The sequence below is a fragment of the Enterobacter sp. UPMP701 genome (genome assembly GCF_053709515.1).
Genome location: NZ_JBSKJN010000006.1, coordinates 26074 through 43619 on the forward strand (window position 1 = coordinate 26074; position 17546 = coordinate 43619).

Genomic DNA, 17546 nt, shown 5'->3' on the forward strand with positions numbered 1-17546 from the left:
AGATTACCGACGGCTTTACGACACTTATGACGAAGAAAAAAGCACATAAACCAGGCTCGGCGACCATTGCGCTCAACAAGCGTGCTCGCCACGAGTATTTTATTGAAGAAGAATTCGAAGCTGGCCTTGCGCTGCAGGGCTGGGAAGTCAAATCGCTGCGCGCCGGGAAAGCCAACATCGGCGACAGCTACGTGATCCTGAAAGATGGCGAAGCCTTCCTGTTCGGCGCGAACTTTACGCCGCTGACCGTCGCCTCGTCACACTACGTATGTGACCCAACGCGCACCCGCAAACTGCTGCTGAACAAGCGCGAGCTGGAATCCCTCTACGGACGCATTAACCGTGAAGGTTTCACCGTGGTCGCCCTGTCGCTGTACTGGAAAAACGCCTGGTGCAAAGTGAAAGTTGGCGTCGCGAAGGGTAAAAAACAGCACGACAAGCGCACTGACCTGAAAGAGCGCGAGTGGCAGCTCGACAAAGCGCGCATCATGAAAAATGCAGGACGTTGATTCTGCGCACTTATTGTACTATTCAATAAGTTAGCGTTCCGGGCTGGTATCCAGGAGGAGAAATCTGGTATACTTAGCTCAACACTATTGGGGCTGATTCTGGATTCGACGGGATTTGCGAAACCCAAGGTGCATGCCGAGGGGCGGTTTGCCTCGTTAAAAGCCGCAAAAAAATAGTCGCAAACGACGAAAACTACGCTTTAGCAGCTTAATAACCTGCTCTGAGCCCTCTCTCCCTAGCTTCCGCTCTTAAGACGGGGATCAAAGAGAGGTCAAACCCAAAAGAGATCGCGTGGAAGCCCTGCCTGGGGTTGAAGCGTTAAAACTAATCAGGCTAGTTCGTTAGTGGCGTGTCTGTCCGCAGCTGGCGTGCGAATGTAAAGACAAACTAAGCATGTAGTACCGAGGATGTAGAAATTTCGGACGCGGGTTCAACTCCCGCCAGCTCCACCACTTTTGACAGGACTGCAACCGGACAGTGGCAATAAAAACAGCCACTTACGGACACTGACCAGACAGTGCGCAGACCGAGAAAAGACAAAAATATGCACGTGAAATGCACGTGCACTTTAAATGAACCCCAGATCTCACGGTCTGGGGTTTTTCTATTTGTAACTAAGGGTAACAAAAAACCCTACCCCTTTCGCGCTCCGCTCACCTTGACACTGTTTATTTTTACAGTAAAAATACTGTATACAACCACAGTGGTTTTCAGGAGGCTTTATGTTCGTTGAACTGGTTTATGACAAACGCAATGTAGAGGGGCTTGAAGGGGCCAGAGAGATTATCCTGGCAGAGCTGACGAAGCGAGTGCACCAGATTTTTCCTGGCGCTGAAGTGAAGGTGAAGCCGATGCAGGCGAACGCTTTAAATAGCGACGCCAGCAAAAGCGATCGGGAAAAGTTGAACCGCATGCTGGAGGAAATGTTTGATGAGGCTGATATGTGGCTGGTCAGTGATTAACAAGACATTTAATCGCGTATAAAGCTTAAATAATAAAAAAATGCCTGCACCAACGCAGTGACAGGCAGGATATAACTAAGGCTAGTTCATCACTTATCTACAGGCAGACCGATGATGTGCTTCGCATTTCTTTTTGTGCGTATATATCAACCTCCAACGACAGAGGTGCAAACACTAACATTTTATAGGTTACATTATTCATTGAACGGTGCAATATTTAATCCACACATCTAACCCTTGAATAGGATTAATGTTCATGCATTTTCCTCAGCTTAGCCTTTGTCATATCAGATTCCATGCCACCCTCACAATCAAAACCAAGTTATAACGACAAAAATAGTTTCATTTCCCAGTTTTAAATAAATGCAAAAAAAATTTTAGTGATTCTTCCATCCCTCCGATTGATAAGTTATGCGCATTTTGAAACGCATAACCCTTGCAACTGCTTTGCAGAATTTTCAATTTTCAGGAGATTATTATGGCCCAGGTCATTAATACCAACGCACTGAGCTTGATGGCTCAGAACAATCTGAACAAATCCCAGTCATCTCTGGGTACCGCTATTCAGCGTCTCTCTTCCGGGATGCGTATTAACAGTGCAAAAGACGATGCAGCAGGTCTGGCGATTTCTAACCGCTTCACCTCTTCTATTCGCGGTATGACCCAGGCGGCGCGTAACGCCAACGACGGTATCTCCCTGGCGCAGACCACCGAAGGCGCTCTGGAAGAAGTGACCGAAAACATGCAGCGTATCCGCGAGCTGACCGTGCAGGCGAAAAACGGCACTAACTCCGCAAGCGACCTGGACTCTATCAAGAAAGAGATTGGTACCCGTCTGGAAGAGATCAGCCGAGTGGCGGAAACCACCAACTTCAATGGCGTGAAAGTCTTTGACGGTTCTAAAGAAAAAATCACGATTCAGATCGGTGATAAAGATGCAGACACGATCGATATCAATCTGAGCAAGTTGGATATGGAAACCCTGGGCCTGGACGAGTTCATGGCTGACTTCGCTGGAATTGGTATTACGGTGGATGGCGCAGGTATTACAGCAGCGAGCCAGTTTGAAGGCAAGGGAACCGACGCCCCGGCAAACACTGAATATGGTGCCGATAAAATTGGCGTTACTGATCCAGCTGTTGCAAGTAAAAATTATAAATTAATTACTGCTGACCGCGACGCAATGATTACCACGGCGACTGGTGTTACTGGTAACCTCTCAGATAAACAAGTTCTCACGTACGAAGACAAAGACACTGGTCTGACACGTTTCTTTGTAGCAAACAAAGTGACTGGCGAGGCACAGGAAGTCGATATTACCTTCAAGGTTACCGGTGCTGCCGGGGCCGAGGAAATTGAAAAAGATGCTATTACCGCAGGTGGCGTGCTGAATGCTGCTGATACCGACATGCTGCTGGATGGTCCGACGAAACTGGGCACTGCTACGCGCGTTAAAGCCGGTGATACTATTAATTCAAATGGAACTGACATTACTCTTGATAAGGACATGCTGGAAGCCATTTCAACCGAGGTGTTTGGTGAAGACATGGTAACCTCCGGCATGCGCATGTTCTCTGTTGAAGGCGCTGATCCAAATACTTTCTATGCCATCAACAAAGCGGGCGAAGTCAAAGTATTCGAACTGGATGCTGATGGGTCAGTGACTACGGGCAGTGTTGACGATGCTCGATATGCTGATGCTGATCAAATTGCTAAAGAATCCAGCCGTCTCGCTTCTGAAGATCTGCTGGGGCGAATGGATGATGCTCTGACTACCGTTGCAGATTTCCGTGCCGACCTGGGTGCCGTTCAGAACCGCTTCAGCTCCATCATTGCGAACCTGAATACCAACATCATCAACACCACCGAAGCGCGCTCCCGTATTCAGGACGCTGACTTCTCCGTGGAAGTGTCCGCCATGAGCCGTGCAAACATCCTGCAGCAGGCAGGTGTGTCCGTACTGGCCCAGGCTAACCAGGTTCCGCAGAACGTGCTGTCCCTGCTGCGTTAATCCGTAACAAACCACCTTACATTGTCATTACGCGCGTGCCTCACGCGCGGTTGCCCTCCTCCCCCGGAGGGCTTTTTTATTAGTTATCAAGCATTTTGTAGTTATATATATCTGCATACATTGACATCCCATATCATCCCGCTTTCTTTCGGAAATTTATTTTTAGTCAGGAACGTTTGTGACCCCAGGCAGTCTAAATAAGCACACTTATCAAAAAGGATTAACCATGACAGCATTCATAATTACTTCTATCGTGGCAGTAGTTCTTGGGTTGATGATATTGAGTCTCATCAAAGTCGGCATTATTACATCGAATAACCCTGATAACTTTTAATCTTTTTATCTATCAATACTGTCTTTTAGGACAGAGAAATTCTTATTAAGGATGCAGACAGCAAGATTGCCAATGCATTCTATGCACCACATATCTAGGTAAAATGTCTTCACCCTCAATTGCTGCTTACACTTCTCTTCTGCCGTTTGCATTTAATAACCCCAATAACCCCGCATTGACACTCAATCAATACGGGGTTATTATAACTCCATCAAGACAACACAGAGATCCGGAGGATGGATAGCAGGAATGCAATAGCAATGATTGAAGCCGACGGGTGGTATCTGGTGAGAGTTAAAGGCAGTCATCACCAGTTCAAACACCCAACGAAAAAGGGGCTGGTTACGGTAAAGCATCCACAGAAAGACATCCCGTTACCAACACTGAAAAGCATCAAAAAACAGGCGGGGCTCTGAGCCCCCCTACTGGAGGTTTGCATGTTGTACCCTGTTGCTATTGATAAAGGCGATTCATCCTTCGGCGTTCGCGTACCTGATATTCCTGGCTGCTTCTCTGGCGGTGATGATTATCAGGACGCGATTGAAAGCGTGCGCGAGGCGATAGAAGCTCACATTGAATTACTGGTTGAGGACGGCGAAAGCGTACCTGAGGCAACTACAGTAGAAAACTGGTTATCCGATCCTGAATACTCCGGTGTGGTATGGGCTTTGGTTGAAGTAGACATTACACGCCTGATGGGCAAAGCGGAAAAAATAAATGTCACGCTTCCCTCATTGCTGATCCGTCGTATCGATCAGTTCGTGGCCGCGCATCCGGAATACGGGAGCCGTTCTGGTTTCCTCTCCCGCGTCGCAGCGGATAAAGTAATTAGTCGAGACAAACATTAAGCCTCGAGTGAGGCTTTTAATTTATTTGCTTACGAGGCTGCTCAGTTAGCATTAAGTAATGAAGCACTGGCGAATATTCTGCAATAATGCGTGAATTTGGAGCAAAATTTAGAATGGATAAGATTAAGTTAAGCGTTATAGTACCATGTTATAATTCACGTGATTTCATTGCTGAATGCCTTCAGTCGATTCTTCCTTTTTTGTCGAATGCGGTTGAACTAATTGTTGTTAATGATGGTTCTACTGACGACAGCGCTAATATCATTGAGCGCACTATACAAACATATAAAGATAAACTCATCACAATTATTCATCAAGATAATGCAGGTATTTCCGCCGCAAGGAACGCAGGGATAGAAATTGCGAAAGGTGAATATATAGCCTTGTTAGATTCCGATGATTTTTTTCACTCTGATTTCTGGTCTGAAGTGTTGCCTTTGATAAATGACTCAACCATCGATATAGTAGAGTTCAATGCTGAACAATTCGATGGTGAAATAACCAATGTAGTTGAACATATTGACTGTTCAGTTTTCACAGGAAGAGTTGATATCGCTTCTGTAACAGAATTATCTCCAGCATTCAAAAGATCCAAATGGTACCCTTGGGCAAGGGTTTATAAAACTGCATTATTCCATGAATTTGATATTAAATTTCCCACAGGCCGACTCTATGAAGATATGAGCACAGTCCCGGCTATTTATTTGCATAGCAAAGTTATTTATGGCCTTAACAAATCCTTAATCTGGTATCGCTATCATAAAAAGAGTATAACCCAAACTTTCAGACAGAAAGATATAGTTGATTTAGTTTACGCAGTAAAATTACTTTCATTGCAGGCAAAAGATAATGCAGAGATAAAACGAGCCCTTTTCCCTACCGTGCAAAGAATATTCAATCTTCTTAAATACATGTTGGTAAAAAACAAAGGCGCAAGACTTCCTTTCGCAGAACAGAAAGCCCTGCGCCGTGCTTTGCTAAGCTTTATTGGAAACTTTAAGGTATCTCGTAAAGTTCAAATATTAATATTGCCGTTGTACCTAAATACGATTATGCGCTTTAGGAAAAAATAGCATTCATTCATTGGGTTGGTTTTAACGGCCAGTCAGGTTCGTTTGGGTTAACCCTATTTAATAGCACTCTGTATTTTCTCCACTCATCAAGACTAGAGACTTCTTCTTCGGTAGCCATATCTAGTTCTATCGCATCCTGAAGCAATGAGATCACATTGCTTGCCTGCGATAACAATTCCATTTTTTTGTGAAGTGCTACTTCGAAAACATCAACTTGTGCAGGCGTGATTTTACCGCCTTCCAGAATGAAGGCCCCACCTAATGCATTTTCACCTGCGTCTAAAAATTCAATTGGCACATCTTCAGGTGCAATTTCCTGAACGACCTGGTTGATAGGAAAAATTGCACTCGCATCGTATGAAAAATGAATAATTTCCTTTGTGTCTGGATTATATGAGACCTTGAGGTTTTTGTCAGAAAGACTTTTTAACCAGTCATACCAATCATTACCGTCATCATCCTTTAGGAATACAATATTAAACCCCGGACATTTTGCTAAAAAGTACCGTTCCATTTCAGCTTGTGGCAGTTCGGCAATCTCATCTGCCGTATATCTTTCAAACTCTACCAAAGGGTCGTATTTTTTAAATATACTTGATTGCTTTGTCATTAAACCACCTGCGCTGTATACCAATTGCCGTTGATGTTGTATTGAAGATAACGATATTGAACCGCTGTATAATTTGATTGTTGCTGCACAGCAGTAACGACTGCACCATTCGGTGCATACGCAAAGTTATTATCGTTATTACCATTATTTGCTGTTCCTGGTGAAGCCAGCCGGATCCCTCCTTGCAAGAAATTGGCAGCAACCCATGCAGACGGAGCATAAGGGCTTAAGTCCTGCTGTGGTGGAGGGTTGTTAGGTGAAAACACGCGCACACCAGGCGTATCGTAAACACCCCCACTAGCAACAACTGCATTAGGCCCAACAAGTGTTCCATCAGGTTGAAGATAAAGTGCGTTGCCTCCGCCAGCACGTATGCGGAGGGTTTTATCATCGCCAACATAAATAAGCCCTGCCTCTGTATTATCCGAGTTGAAAAACCACAGATGCTTATTCCCTGAGCCTCGAATGTAGATTGCATTTTGACTAAGTTCTGTAGAGCCGTTATATGCCTTTATAGAGCTGGGCGCTGTAATTGTATTACTTCCGGAATCGTACTGGACAACTCTAAAATACCGCCACCCAATGTTTACTCCATCGTCTTCGCGTATGCCGACAAATGTTGTTGAATTTGTATAGCTTACAAATTGGATTAATGGTCTGTTTACCCTTCCACCCTGTGCTGGACTGGTGGCACAAACAACATCGATATAATAATAATCCTGATTCAGAAACGGAGGGTTATTGGTGCATCCTCGCGTGTCGATAAACAATGATTCTCCAACTACAAACGGATAAGTCGCAAAATCAATCGCACCATGATTTGCTTCGGATTTAAAATTGCCCTTGTAACCAACCGGCACCAGAGCATTATTGTTGCTGTTATCTGCCGTGTTACGTGTTGCCGCCGTTCCCAGCTCCAGATTCGCGCGCGCCAGTTCTTTATCCACCACATCAGAAAGATTATTTTCTTTTTGCAGGGCATTAACGATACGAGGGTCATCCCCGGCGGCGACAGTGTTCTTCTCTGTGCCGACATCCAGAACAGCGGCCCCTTTCAACCCAATATTTTTCCGTGATTCACCGGCGTCATTCACATCACCCAGGTTCGCATCCTGGCGAAGGAACAATCCATCTCCGGTGGCAACCTTGAGCTCGATATCTGCCGTTTCCGATACGGCAAGCCTGAACTGCAGTCTGACGCTGATGCCGCTTGCCGGCTTCTCAATCGCAGCACAGTTCGCCACGGCATAGAGTTCGCCCGCATCAGTCAGCAGACCAACCTCGCGGACCACAAAGCCTCCCACACCCGCAGGCAGCACAAGCTGCGCAATAAACTGGTTTGCCTGGTCAGGTGAGACCTGCAATGCTGAAATCGCCGCCCGATAAACTTCATGGACAAGAGTGGTTAACGCCGGATCAGGTTTGACCGCCTGGCCGTTACCGTCGCCCACAACAAAATCTTTAATAATGACGGGTTTCCCGGTCGCTGAAGACTGCGCCTCCAGTTCCTTGCCCCTGTTGGTCAGAATACTGTAATACTTCTCAGCCATCGCTAAGCTCCTGCCTCAATCTCAACATCGATCCAGGCGGTGACAGCACCGCCCGTATAATAAGTTCCCTTTGCGCCAAGGTCCGCAATCACGTCTATGGTGGTCAGCAGACTGCGCAGGTTTTTGGCTTTATCAACCTGGCGCCGTATACGCTGATACAGCGCATCATCAATTTCCTGAATGCTGTAAACCTCGACACGGAATGTGTAAGGGGCTTTGCGGGGTTCGTCCTCCCACCACTCCACGACGGTCGTCGGCAGGCTGACGGCGCTCAGTGAACGCCTGACCGCGCCGGCGGTACCACGGTGCTGATGAACGTACGCGGCATCCTTAATCACCTGACGCTTCTCAGCCTCGCTCCAGGCGTCTTCCCACGAGTCCACCGCAAATTCCCAGGCCAGCCAGGGCAGCAGATGCGCCGGACAGGTGTCGGGATTTTTCACCTTGCGTACCATACTGGTGTCCAGCGCCACGATCTGCTCTGTGCTGGCCTGCTCCTGTGCCCGTTCGGGGTAAAGTGCTGAAGGAGGAAGCAGGGATCGGAATTTATCCTCCATGATTAGCTCCCTGACGTGTGACGTTTATCGCGCTGCACCAGGGAGCCTGCCCCGGTACCGCTTCAAGATCCGCCGCCGGACTCACCAGCCTGACTCTGGACACGCCGGGCTGCTGAAGTGCTGCGTAGATAGCGGATAGCGGCACGATGGCATTTATGCGATGGGAAAGCTGTGTATAGCTCGTCAGCGCGCTGATGGCATTTTCCAGTACCGTCTGCGCATCCGGTCCGTCAGGTATATCGAGTTCTGCCGTTACCGCATAACCGGCAATGGTGGCACTTTTGACACTGACATAGTCAGTCAGCGGTCTGACCTCATCAGCACTCAGTTTATTCATTACTGTTTCAATCAGGATAAGACCGGCCTCCCCGTTCCCGGTTCGGGAGAGGACATAGACATCCACCTCCCCGGGGCGGTTATGGGTCTCTGGGCCGTAGGCGTCCGCGTCAAGCACATCGTTGTCTGCGGACTTGGCATGAAAACGGTACGCGTTACGTGCACCTGCCGTATTGAGCTGCGCCCAAGAAAGCTGTATGCGCTCGCGGAAAGCATCATCGCTTTCATAAACAGGCTCAACGGGGGGAACGGCCTCCGGATCGCCGGGGTCAATGACCAGGCGTGAAACGTTAAAGGCCGCGCCTATCTGGTCGAGATCGTTCCCTCTGGCGCTGGCAAGGAAAACGGCCCGCACCGCATCATTAACGCGCTGAAAGGCCAGCGTCAGCTGATAGGCGTTGACCTCCCCCTGCTTATATGCCGGGTCGGATTCAACCAGCGCATCAAACTCCGGATCCAGTTCACGCAACCGCGCCAGCCAGCGGGTAAAAATATCACCGGCATCCGGTACCACAATGGCATCCGGGACCGCCAGCGCGGAAAGGTTAATTACGTCGTAACTGTTTGCCATAAATTGGTATACCTCCGGTGCTGACGGGAAGATTATTCTCTTTGTTGATCCCCTCAATATCCACAACACACCCCGTTTCCTCTGCCGGGAAAGTGACCATCACCCGCGTGACCCGCAGGCGTGGTTCCCAGCGGGCCAGGGCAGAAGCCGTCGCCGCGATAATGCGCAGACGGGTCAGATCGTCACGGGGATTGTCCACCAGCGAAAACAGGTCGCTGCCGTAATCACGCACCAGGACACGGCTGCCGAGAGGTGTGGAGAGGATATCGCTGACCGACTGGCGCAGATGATCGCTGCCGGACAGGCGCTTACCCGTCCGGCTGTTTACACCGTTCATATCTTTTTTCCGTATCAGGACCGCCGTGCGGCGGAGAATTAACCGAAGTAGTCCGGGCCCGTTTTATCCTTGCCGGATTTTTTAGAAGATTTGGGTTTGTGAATATCAACCACAAGGTTGTAGGTGTAGCTGAACCCGGCAGCCGTCAGGGAAAAGGCGAGAGATTCAACCACCCAGGCGCGATCTTCCCGTTCGCCAAAGCCGGACGTGGCCACGCCGGATTCTGCCGTGAGGGGAACATGTTTCGGTCGGCACGGGCCGGTAACCGTCATCTTCTGCTCATTGCGGCGGGCCTGCGTCTTTCTGGATTTTGCCTGCTGGTCGGCGGTTGCCTTTGCCGGCTGGGTATACGGATTCGCCATCGAGGGGCCGTCATGGTCAACGGTGGTGGTTTTGGTCTTTCCGTCCACTTCATCGTAATACCGGACACCGATTTTTCCCGATGACTTACCCTCTTTGCCGGAAGCTTTCCCCGTCGAGCTGCCCCGCTCTCCCTCACTGTATGACCAGTTCGAGACTTCGTCCGGTGTGATAACCAGTGTGCCGGTTTGCCTGCCGGATGCGTTCGCCGTCGCCCCCTGGCGGAGAAAGAGCCAGTAACCGCCGGAAGGTTTGCTGACTGCATTCCAGGTCCGGGCAAGCCGGGTCAGCAGGTTCGCATCCGATTCTGCCACCTGGTCAACATGGTCAATATGGATATCGGCGAGCTCCGCGGCTACTTTTGACTTCAGCCCGTTTTCCGTGGCGATGGTCCTGACCAGATCCGCCAGACGAATGTTATCCCAGCTGCGTGTTTTCTGGCTGAGCACATCACCGGGCTGTTTTTGCGCGTTCATAGGTGCGGCGGTGGCATAAATCTCGATACGCCGCGGCGGACCGCTGCTGCTGACGCCCGAGACCACGAACCAGCCCTTATCCACCAGCTGGTCGTTAAACCCCAGCGCCACGCGCAGCCGTGCCCCTTTAACAGGCAGAGGCAACGTTTCGGACAGCAGCGTGATCTTCAGCTCATCCGCCTTTGCCGTGGCGCCGCCGTAATCCGTCAGTGTCAGCTCTGCCAGGCTTTGCTGCAGTGCGCGGGTAATATCTTTCCCCTCGGCGCTGACGCTGAAAGCAGGTGCATATTCCGGTTTAACAATCTGTTCAGTCATATTAATCCCACAGGCTGAAAGCGGACGCCTGAACCGGCGGAGCCAGGTCAGGCAGGGTGATAAAGAGACCTGACGGGTAAACCGCACCGATGTCTGCCAGCCCTGGATTTGCTTCAAGCACCTGCGTCACACTGTAAGAAAGGTTTTCCGTGCCGTAATGCGTCGCGCAGACTGCATCAAGCACATCACCGTCACGGGTTTGATATGTCGTCGGCATAATGTTTCAGCGTCATCGTCCAGTTTTTATTTCGGTGGCCACCGCCTGGCAGGAAACGGCTGGTCGTGTCGGAGAAGTCGATAACCACCCACCAGCCCAGCACATCCCCTTCGCCGCTGACCAGCTGCTGCGGCTTATTCTGATCCGCAAGGTCGAAGAGGTCGTTGACGGCATCCACCCCCTTTCGAAAGAAGGCATGCGACTCACCTTCGAGCCGGACCGTACGCCCGGGCTTGCCGGTATACTGCAGTATATCCTGTTTACCGATCCGCTCCTGCTCGCTCCAGCGCCAGCTGGCCTCCCGGGTCAGCTGGCTGTACGCCGTGGTATCAATGGAGAAGGCAAAATCGCCCAGCATCATCATTACCCGGGCGGCCTGGGCACCACGCGCCGCGCTGGCCCCTGCCTGCCCGAAATCCTCAAAAACAGGAATGATTTCACTCACCAGATCTGCCCTCCGTCCAGCAAGCTGTTGTTACCATTAAAAGCCGGGCTGCTTTTCGTCATACCCTCGACCTCATCAGCAATCGCACGCTCGTCCTGCCCGGGTGCACCATGAATTTCAAACCGGTATTCAAAGCGGCGATTATCTGTCAGCTGTCGGGGTGCGGCGGGAGCATCTGCTGAATCCAGCTTCTGCAGCAACATATCCCAGCGGTCTTCAGCCTCTGAAACGCCACTCCCCTGCCGGTCCTGCGGTGCAGTCACTGCAGGAGGGGAAACCTGCTCTGGGGTCATAAAGCCATTCTGGCCGAACAGCGCCCCGCTGTTCTCCGGTGGAAGATACTTATCAAGGGCGGTATTGAAAGTGTCCTCGTCGTCACGGATAAAGCCCCGGGTATCACGGTACGATTTTTTCACATCGTCCGGCAGATCCGGCTTTTCTTTAAGCTGCTGTTCGAACCACTCTCCCTGGCCGTTGCGCTGCGCCGTCATGCGGGCGATATCGACCGAGCCGGTCATGGCCAGCGATTTGAGCACATCCCGCTGATCGCTTCGCTCATCCGGCAGCAACCAGGACAGTTTTTTCGCCAGCGCATACGCCACTTTTCCGACGAAAACGATCCCCTGCCCGAACGTCAGCACGCCGGGGTAGAGGTCATTACGCAGAAAACTGACGATGCGCTTGATCCCCCCGCCTTTAAACCACTCCGCCATATCGTCAGTCAGACGGCGGATATCCGGCGCCAGTTCATTACCGAGCTGGCCGGAGATTTCCGCCAGCGCAGAAGAGAAGACGGTCTGCAGAATGGTAATAGCGCGGTTGCCCTCCATCGCACCTTCAGCCCCCTCTTTCGTGACGAGGTTATACCGGCGCTGCTCGTCCATCAGATCGCGGTAACTCTTCCCGGACTGCTTCAGCAGCATCAGGAGTTTGCTGGCCTCGCCGCCAAACAGCGAATCCAGCGCAAATGAAGCTTTCGACTCATCCTGCAGGCTGAGCGCGCGCTCAACGATTTTTTCAAACTGTGCCATATCGCTGAGCCCGGCCAAATCCCCCGCCTTAAACCCGAGCGTCTCAAATGCGTCCTGCAGCGAGCCCTGCTTACCGTTCTGCTTGTATTCCCCCGCCTTGTGCAGATACTCCTCAAACAGATCGCCGATATTCTCGCCGTTCATGTCGTACTGTTTTGCGAGGGTGTCCCAGGCATCAAAAGTCGGGATGTCCACGCCATAGCTTTTCGCCACGCCCGCACGCCGGGCCGTCTCCGCATTGGTGGCCGCCGGAGCTATCAGGGTGCCCAGCGCGGAAGCCACCACCCCACCGCCGCCGATCGCCAGCCCCGGCGCCACCATGCCGCCCAACTGTCCGGCAATCCCCAGCCCGCGGCGAAACAGGCCTTTACCGGCCCCCTTAAATGCTGCCAGCCGCTGCGCCTTCTGCATCTGCTGGTTCAGCTTCTGCTGTTCGGCTTCGGTTTTACGGATTTCACGGGACACATCGCTGTAACGCCGTTTAAGATCGCCCAGGCTTTGTCCGGCCAGCTTTGCCCGTTTGATTTCCGCCGCCAGCTTTGCCTGGTCTTTGGTCAGTTTTTCTGACTGCTTTCCGACGTCCTTCAGGCTCTTTTGCAGGCCGTTCGCTGAACGATTCCATGAGCTGTCGATATTGCCGCCAAACGTAATGACGGCCTTAAGGTTCTGGCTTAGTCCGGCCACGATTTACCGCCTCCACTTCGTCGGTGAGAAAATCAGAAAACACGCTGAACGGCATATCCAGGTATTCCGTCATGGGAAAATGCAGGCGCCGCCCGAGAAAGCGTATCGCCCGGATCAGGCTTCTTTCGGTCGCTCCCCGGGCGGGAGCATAAAAACATTAAATGCGTCCAGCAGCTGCGCATAATCTGCCGCCGTCAGCTGCCAGATATCCTGCTCACTGAGGTTGCACAGCAGCGCAATCATCCGCGCCTCTTTTTCTTCTTCGCTGCCCCGATCCTTGGAAAAAGCAATGCGATCGCGCACCAGCGGCTCGCGCAGCGTCACCTGTTCGAGCTGACTGCCGTTATCGAGCGACACGGGGGAATACAGTCTGATAACACGTGTTTCACCAGGAAAACTCATAACACACTCCAGAAAGTAAAAACGGCCCGCAGGCCGTTACAGAGTTATATAAAAGAAGAAAGGCTCAGAGACGGACTTTCGCCGCCAGGCCGGACAGCACATCCACGCCATTCACCCGGCGCGAGAAGCGCTCCGTATCAATTTCAAAGAGCTCGCGGCCGTCTTTGGTCTGGCGGTAATAGCTCACGGCGATGTCCACTGTGACGGCATTTTCGGACAGGCTGTCCTTGCCCCGCGCATCCGGCGTGACGGACTGTACAAAGCCCTCGATCTCCTCGATAGTGCCCAGCGCGGTGCCATTCGCCAGATAGCCCTGATAGGCCGTAAAGCGCGGGCGACTCCCACTGACAAAACCAAAGGCGGTCACCATGTCCACGTCAACACCGTAAAACTTCAGCTGGCAGGTCAGCGCCTCCATGCCGTCATCCACGGGAGAGGGGGCGTCCTGTGCGCCGGTGCGCAAATCGGTTTTGACGATGGACAATGCCGGCGGCGTGAATTCATGTGCGCCCTGAATGCGGATCCCCTGCCGGAAGAAGGTCCAGACGCGTAACGTGTTTTTTTCGCTCATGCTGCCAGCATCTCCTCAAGCGCATAGTTGTTATTCACCCGGACGCGCAGGCTGATAAGCTCAGTCGGCGATTTCGGACCAAAGTCATAGTTGATGTACAGCACACCCGCCGCCATGCTCTCCGCGGTGTTAAGCTCCTCATCCAGCCAGGCACGACCGCCGAAAATGGCACCGAGGCCGATCAGCTGACGCATATAGGCGTTGATGGTGCCGATGATGTCGTCGGCGTTTTCCCGGTCGAGCGGGCGGTCAACGTATTCCAGCATTGTTTCCTGAATGCTGTCCTCGATGACGTCTGCAGTGCGGCGAACAGATTCAAAGCGCCACTGGGGATTGGTTCCGCACAGGCGGTTACCCCAGTGCTTAAACCCGGCACGGCGGATAATAGTGGAGACGTTCTGCATGTTGAGCAGGTTCGCATCGCAGTTTTCATCGCCGAGAATGAACTCGTCGACCTGCTCCACGCCGAGGATATTGTTGATGTCCTGGTTGGATTTGCTCCACCACCAGCCCTTCTCAAAGTCGATACGGGCGCGCAGTCCCGCCGCAAACGCTGAATACGGGCGGTAGACCAGCTGGCCGTCGGCATTGCTGACCTGAACGCGCGGGCGCAGCAGCTCAGTGCGCATGCCATAGGACTGACGCCTCTGGACCACTTCCTGCAGCGTGGCACCAGACGCACAGTCAACATACGCCACCGCCCGTAGCTTGCCGGCAACGGTTTCCAGCGCCTTGCCCACGGCATCATCTTCACTGAAGCCCGGCGCGATGACGATACGGGGCTGGTACGTTGTGACCGATTTCGCCGATGACAGCGCGCCTATACCTGCCAGCACCGCAGCCCGCTGTTTCGCGGCGTCAGCGTCTTCAGCTACACGCACCACTACCGTCAGGGCATTGCGCTGATCGTTGATTTCGGTCAGCGCTTGTTTCAGCGAGCCCTTCTCACCCAGGCGGGAGAGCATCGTGGTACCGACAATTGCCACCGGCGTATTCAGCGGGAACGGCTCATCCTCGCCACCGGACAGCTGCAGGCTGAACGGCGTGACAATACCGCTGCCGGTACCCTTCGCGGTCACTTTCACATCCGCCACCGCGCTCACGGCCGTGACCACCTCTGCTGGCGTTGCCTTCAGCTTGCCGGATTCATCACAGCCCAGTGTGATGGTCAGCTTTAAAGAGGTCGCATCCCAGACAGCTGACGTCGCCACCTCAGCAGGATTTCCCGCATCAGGGACGCCGGCTACCGCGTCAACCACCACGACATTGCCCGCCCTGCCTTTAACCGTCGCAGCAAAATCCACAACGTTATCCAGGATGGGTGTTCCGACGGTACCGCCTGCCGGAATACCCGCTGATGCATCCGGCGCGGTACCCACCAGGCCAATAATCGCCGTCTGGATCGTCGTGACCGCGACCGTACCGGATGTTAGTTCGATCGTTTCCACACCATGTAAATTCGCCATTCATTTTCTCCAGGCATAAAAAAACCTGCCGCGGCAGGTCACATTTTTTGATTGGGGGGATTCGTGGTACCGCCGCCGTCACCATTTTCTTTATGGTCATGGCCATTGTAAGTTTCGCGGATCCCGCTCATTTTCCCGGTACCGTCTGAAATCTCCTGTGTCGCACCGATATTTCCGGCCACGTTCGTGTCGGCGTTTATCTGCGTTTTCCCCTGTACCGTCAGGGTGTCGGTGATTTCCACCGGGCCGTCCAGCGTACCTTTCCCGATGATTTTGTAGGTGCCACCCTCCGCCAGGGTAATGGTCAGGGCATGCGCGTCACGGTCATAGCGAATCTCGGTACCGTCGCCGTATCGGGTGATATGTTCGCTGTCACTGCCCTCCGGTACCGGCAGCGCGCCGGTATTCCATCCGGGAAACACCCGGCCATTATTCAGCTCCCCCGCCTCCGAGAGCACCGTGACCGCGTCCCCCACCGCATACGGATTGGAGTCAGCCCGGTTTGCACCAGAAAATCCCTGACAGAGCGGCAGCCAGGTGGTAACGATGTCGCCCAGATCTATCCGGCATTTCGGAATACCGTCGTGTTTCACCGAATGAATAACCCCGCGCCGGACGATATTCGCCAGGCGGCGCTGTAAATCGCCCTCAATATCACTCATCGGGTTTCGCCTCGTAAATCAGCTGATAATCGTCCACATGCGCGCGACCGATTTCCGGAGCCTTACCCAGCCAGGCCGCTTTCAGCGGGGCATTCAGCTGTGCAAACGGATCCGCACCAAAGGCGGCTGACTGTGTGAAGGAGATTCGCCAGACCAGGTAATCATCCATGCGCGGATCAAACTCATCGCGTGCCGCATCAATAAAGACGGCTGGATCCAGATGGGTCAGGCCAAACTGCTGGCCGTCAATCCACTGCGTGATATCTGCGGCCGCCGTGCGCAGGAAAATTTCCGGGCGACTGACACCTGCCCCGGCTGCATCCACCACCACGAACAAATCGCAGGACAGATTCACGTTGAGCTGCCCTTCATTGCCGCCGCCCTGCTCCCAGCCGTTAATGGAGAAATAGACCGCCGGGGTGGTCAGTCCGGTAAATCGGGGGACATTTTTTTCCGGATAGGCATCGGCGTCGCGCACCCAGTCAATTTTTTTCAGCGCGCCGGTGACAGCATCGTGATACTGCCCCAGCAGCAATGGCTCAGCCATGGTTCACCTCAGACAGAAATACGGGCTTTCACACGCCCGCGCAGATCGGTTTCAAAGTGATGCATAAAAATCTCCATCGCCTCCGCAAAGGCGTTATCCTCGATGTAGTTCAGCATCGGCTCATAAATATCAATTTCCGCTTCGCGGGTCCGTCGGGTGTCAGGATCGCGAATGACCACCGTGCGCCTGTTCTCCCGACGGGAGCGTGCCACTTCACCGTTTTCATACGTGCGCGGTGAAAGCAGACTCCCTTTTGGGGCAAAACCCGCGTTTTCCGCCTGGCGCCGCGCCTTAATAAACCGTCCGGTGGATTTATCCCGCCGGGTATGGTGTGGCCTCAACCGCCCGTTAATCCGGCCTTTCAGGTCTTTTACCTTGATGGCATTGAGACCAAACCAGAGACGAAAATTATCCAGTTGTGACTGAGAGCTGCGATCAAGACGAAAGGAAAGCAGACGCCGGCGCACCAGCTCCAGACTGCGGGGGGCCAGCCCGTCTTTCAGGTCTGCCATCGCTTTTTTACGCAAGGTGGCGGCGGTACGTTTCAGGGCGCGAGAGTACGCCGCCCGAAACTGTTTATGGGTGGCACCGATGTGCTCCGCTATCCGCCAGATGGCATCCACATCGATATCGACAGGCAAATCCCGTCGCAGTCTGGACTCACGCGCCAT

General features: G+C 52.6%; 22 protein-coding genes and 1 other RNA gene. 8 read left to right on the forward strand and 15 right to left on the reverse strand.

Features of this window, described 5'->3' with window-relative positions:
* Window positions 1-26 precede the first annotated feature (26 nt).
* The 8 genes from smpB (at window position 27) to ACWKXT_RS14440 (ending at window position 5738) form a co-directional block, all read left to right on the forward strand.
* Window positions 27-509 carry an SsrA-binding protein SmpB gene (gene smpB, locus ACWKXT_RS14405; protein ID WP_008502505.1) on the forward strand — a complete coding sequence of 161 codons (483 nt, stop codon included), beginning with the start codon at window positions 27-29 and terminating at the stop codon, window positions 507-509.
* 89 nt (window positions 510-598) lie between these two features.
* Window positions 599-962: a transfer-messenger RNA gene (gene ssrA / locus ACWKXT_RS14410) on the forward strand.
* Between the two features lie 270 nt (window positions 963-1232).
* The gene (locus ACWKXT_RS14415) at window positions 1233-1472 is read left to right on the forward strand and encodes a DinI family protein (protein ID WP_454532700.1); all 240 of its coding nucleotides are present in this window, start codon (window positions 1233-1235) and stop codon (window positions 1470-1472) included.
* A 478-nt stretch (window positions 1473-1950) separates the two neighbouring features.
* On the forward strand, window positions 1951-3483 hold the full coding sequence (locus ACWKXT_RS14420) for a flagellin N-terminal helical domain-containing protein (protein WP_454532701.1): 1533 nt from the start codon (window positions 1951-1953) through the stop codon (window positions 3481-3483).
* A 226-nt stretch (window positions 3484-3709) separates the two neighbouring features.
* Entirely contained in the window at window positions 3710-3817 is a 108-nt protein-coding gene (locus ACWKXT_RS14425) for a YnaM/YnfT family protein (RefSeq protein ID WP_454532808.1), read from the forward strand.
* A 236-nt stretch (window positions 3818-4053) separates the two neighbouring features.
* On the forward strand, window positions 4054-4233 hold the full coding sequence (locus ACWKXT_RS14430; protein WP_012906750.1) for a type II toxin-antitoxin system HicA family toxin: 180 nt from the start codon (window positions 4054-4056) through the stop codon (window positions 4231-4233).
* 21 nt (window positions 4234-4254) lie between these two features.
* Entirely contained in the window at window positions 4255-4665 is a 411-nt protein-coding gene (locus ACWKXT_RS14435; protein ID WP_454532702.1) for a type II toxin-antitoxin system HicB family antitoxin, read from the forward strand.
* Between the two features lie 113 nt (window positions 4666-4778).
* Entirely contained in the window at window positions 4779-5738 is a 960-nt protein-coding gene (locus ACWKXT_RS14440; protein WP_454532703.1) for a glycosyltransferase family 2 protein, read from the forward strand.
* A gap of 7 nt (window positions 5739-5745) precedes the next feature.
* Here ACWKXT_RS14440 and ACWKXT_RS14445 read toward each other — a convergent pair whose 3' ends face one another.
* From ACWKXT_RS14445 to ACWKXT_RS14515, 15 genes are all read right to left on the reverse strand, one after another.
* On the reverse strand, window positions 5746-6348 hold the full coding sequence (locus ACWKXT_RS14445) for a tail fiber assembly protein (RefSeq protein WP_454532704.1): 603 nt from the start codon (window positions 6346-6348) through the stop codon (window positions 5746-5748).
* Complete coding sequence (locus tag ACWKXT_RS14450) at window positions 6348-7898, reverse strand: phage tail protein (RefSeq protein WP_454532705.1); 1551 nt, start codon at window positions 7896-7898, stop codon at window positions 6348-6350. Before ACWKXT_RS14450 ends, ACWKXT_RS14445 begins: the two co-directional genes overlap by 1 nt.
* Before the next feature lie 2 nt (window positions 7899-7900).
* Window positions 7901-8455, reverse strand: coding sequence for a phage tail protein I (locus ACWKXT_RS14455; protein ID WP_454532706.1), 555 nt, complete (start codon window positions 8453-8455; stop codon window positions 7901-7903).
* Window positions 8445-9362 (reverse strand): baseplate assembly protein, encoded by a 918-nt coding sequence (locus ACWKXT_RS14460; RefSeq protein ID WP_454532707.1) that lies wholly within the window; start codon window positions 9360-9362, stop codon window positions 8445-8447. Before ACWKXT_RS14460 ends, ACWKXT_RS14455 begins: the two co-directional genes overlap by 11 nt.
* Complete coding sequence (locus ACWKXT_RS14465; protein WP_454532708.1) at window positions 9337-9699, reverse strand: GPW/gp25 family protein; 363 nt, start codon at window positions 9697-9699, stop codon at window positions 9337-9339. The genes ACWKXT_RS14460 and ACWKXT_RS14465 overlap by 26 nt, the downstream gene beginning before the upstream one ends.
* 38 nt (window positions 9700-9737) lie before the next feature.
* Window positions 9738-10850, reverse strand: coding sequence for a contractile injection system protein, VgrG/Pvc8 family (locus ACWKXT_RS14470; RefSeq protein ID WP_454532709.1), 1113 nt, complete (start codon window positions 10848-10850; stop codon window positions 9738-9740).
* Between the two features lies 1 nt (window position 10851).
* On the reverse strand, window positions 10852-11067 hold the full coding sequence (locus tag ACWKXT_RS14475; RefSeq protein ID WP_368525051.1) for a tail protein X: 216 nt from the start codon (window positions 11065-11067) through the stop codon (window positions 10852-10854).
* Window positions 11042-11503 carry a phage tail protein gene (locus ACWKXT_RS14480; protein WP_454532809.1) on the reverse strand — a complete coding sequence of 154 codons (462 nt, stop codon included), beginning with the start codon at window positions 11501-11503 and terminating at the stop codon, window positions 11042-11044. The genes ACWKXT_RS14475 and ACWKXT_RS14480 overlap by 26 nt, the downstream gene beginning before the upstream one ends.
* A 5-nt stretch (window positions 11504-11508) precedes the next feature.
* Window positions 11509-13227, reverse strand: a complete 1719-nt coding sequence (locus tag ACWKXT_RS14485) for a hypothetical protein (protein WP_454532710.1) — start codon at window positions 13225-13227, stop codon at window positions 11509-11511.
* A gap of 114 nt (window positions 13228-13341) precedes the next feature.
* Window positions 13342-13629 carry a phage tail assembly protein gene (locus tag ACWKXT_RS14490; protein WP_454532711.1) on the reverse strand — a complete coding sequence of 96 codons (288 nt, stop codon included), beginning with the start codon at window positions 13627-13629 and terminating at the stop codon, window positions 13342-13344.
* A gap of 64 nt (window positions 13630-13693) precedes the next feature.
* On the reverse strand, window positions 13694-14200 hold the full coding sequence (locus ACWKXT_RS14495) for a phage major tail tube protein (protein ID WP_194386659.1): 507 nt from the start codon (window positions 14198-14200) through the stop codon (window positions 13694-13696).
* The gene (locus ACWKXT_RS14500) at window positions 14197-15666 is read right to left on the reverse strand and encodes a phage tail sheath family protein (RefSeq protein ID WP_454532712.1); all 1470 of its coding nucleotides are present in this window, start codon (window positions 15664-15666) and stop codon (window positions 14197-14199) included. Before ACWKXT_RS14500 ends, ACWKXT_RS14495 begins: the two co-directional genes overlap by 4 nt.
* Window positions 15667-15704: 38 nt before the next feature.
* The gene (locus ACWKXT_RS14505) at window positions 15705-16328 is read right to left on the reverse strand and encodes a phage baseplate assembly protein V (RefSeq protein ID WP_454532713.1); all 624 of its coding nucleotides are present in this window, start codon (window positions 16326-16328) and stop codon (window positions 15705-15707) included.
* Entirely contained in the window at window positions 16321-16875 is a 555-nt protein-coding gene (locus ACWKXT_RS14510; protein WP_454532714.1) for a hypothetical protein, read from the reverse strand. The genes ACWKXT_RS14505 and ACWKXT_RS14510 overlap by 8 nt, the downstream gene beginning before the upstream one ends.
* Before the next feature lie 8 nt (window positions 16876-16883).
* Window positions 16884-17546: a hypothetical protein gene (locus tag ACWKXT_RS14515; RefSeq protein ID WP_454532715.1), complete on the reverse strand. Its 663-nt coding sequence runs from the start codon at window positions 17544-17546 to the stop codon at window positions 16884-16886.

Bases quoted from the DNA above. Each gene is read 5' to 3' on its own strand.
- ACWKXT_RS14505 (WP_454532713.1), bottom strand. From the start codon at position 16,328: ATGAGTGATATTGAGGGCGATTTACAGCGCCGCCTGGCGAATATCGTC.
- ACWKXT_RS14495 (WP_194386659.1), bottom strand. From the start codon at position 14,200: ATGAGCGAAAAAAACACGTTACGCGTCTGGACCTTCTTCCGGCAGGGG.
- ACWKXT_RS14450 (WP_454532705.1), bottom strand. From the start codon at position 7,898: ATGGCTGAGAAGTATTACAGTATTCTGACCAACAGGGGCAAGGAACTG.
- smpB (WP_008502505.1), top strand. From the start codon at position 27: ATGACGAAGAAAAAAGCACATAAACCAGGCTCGGCGACCATTGCGCTC.
- ACWKXT_RS14470 (WP_454532709.1), bottom strand. From the start codon at position 10,850: ATGACTGAACAGATTGTTAAACCGGAATATGCACCTGCTTTCAGCGTC.
- ACWKXT_RS14465 (WP_454532708.1), bottom strand. From the start codon at position 9,699: ATGAACGGTGTAAACAGCCGGACGGGTAAGCGCCTGTCCGGCAGCGAT.
- ACWKXT_RS14500 (WP_454532712.1), bottom strand. From the start codon at position 15,666: ATGGCGAATTTACATGGTGTGGAAACGATCGAACTAACATCCGGTACG.
- ACWKXT_RS14515 (WP_454532715.1), bottom strand. From the start codon at position 17,546: ATGGCGCGTGAGTCCAGACTGCGACGGGATTTGCCTGTCGATATCGAT.
- ACWKXT_RS14510 (WP_454532714.1), bottom strand. From the start codon at position 16,875: ATGGCTGAGCCATTGCTGCTGGGGCAGTATCACGATGCTGTCACCGGC.
- ACWKXT_RS14490 (WP_454532711.1), bottom strand. From the start codon at position 13,629: ATGAGTTTTCCTGGTGAAACACGTGTTATCAGACTGTATTCCCCCGTG.
- ACWKXT_RS14455 (WP_454532706.1), bottom strand. From the start codon at position 8,455: ATGGAGGATAAATTCCGATCCCTGCTTCCTCCTTCAGCACTTTACCCC.
- ACWKXT_RS14420 (WP_454532701.1), top strand. From the start codon at position 1,951: ATGGCCCAGGTCATTAATACCAACGCACTGAGCTTGATGGCTCAGAAC.
- ACWKXT_RS14440 (WP_454532703.1), top strand. From the start codon at position 4,779: ATGGATAAGATTAAGTTAAGCGTTATAGTACCATGTTATAATTCACGT.
- ACWKXT_RS14445 (WP_454532704.1), bottom strand. From the start codon at position 6,348: ATGACAAAGCAATCAAGTATATTTAAAAAATACGACCCTTTGGTAGAG.
- ACWKXT_RS14435 (WP_454532702.1), top strand. From the start codon at position 4,255: ATGTTGTACCCTGTTGCTATTGATAAAGGCGATTCATCCTTCGGCGTT.
- ACWKXT_RS14425 (WP_454532808.1), top strand. From the start codon at position 3,710: ATGACAGCATTCATAATTACTTCTATCGTGGCAGTAGTTCTTGGGTTG.
- ACWKXT_RS14460 (WP_454532707.1), bottom strand. From the start codon at position 9,362: ATGGCAAACAGTTACGACGTAATTAACCTTTCCGCGCTGGCGGTCCCG.
- ACWKXT_RS14415 (WP_454532700.1), top strand. From the start codon at position 1,233: ATGTTCGTTGAACTGGTTTATGACAAACGCAATGTAGAGGGGCTTGAA.
- ACWKXT_RS14475 (WP_368525051.1), bottom strand. From the start codon at position 11,067: ATGCCGACGACATATCAAACCCGTGACGGTGATGTGCTTGATGCAGTC.
- ACWKXT_RS14430 (WP_012906750.1), top strand. From the start codon at position 4,054: ATGGATAGCAGGAATGCAATAGCAATGATTGAAGCCGACGGGTGGTAT.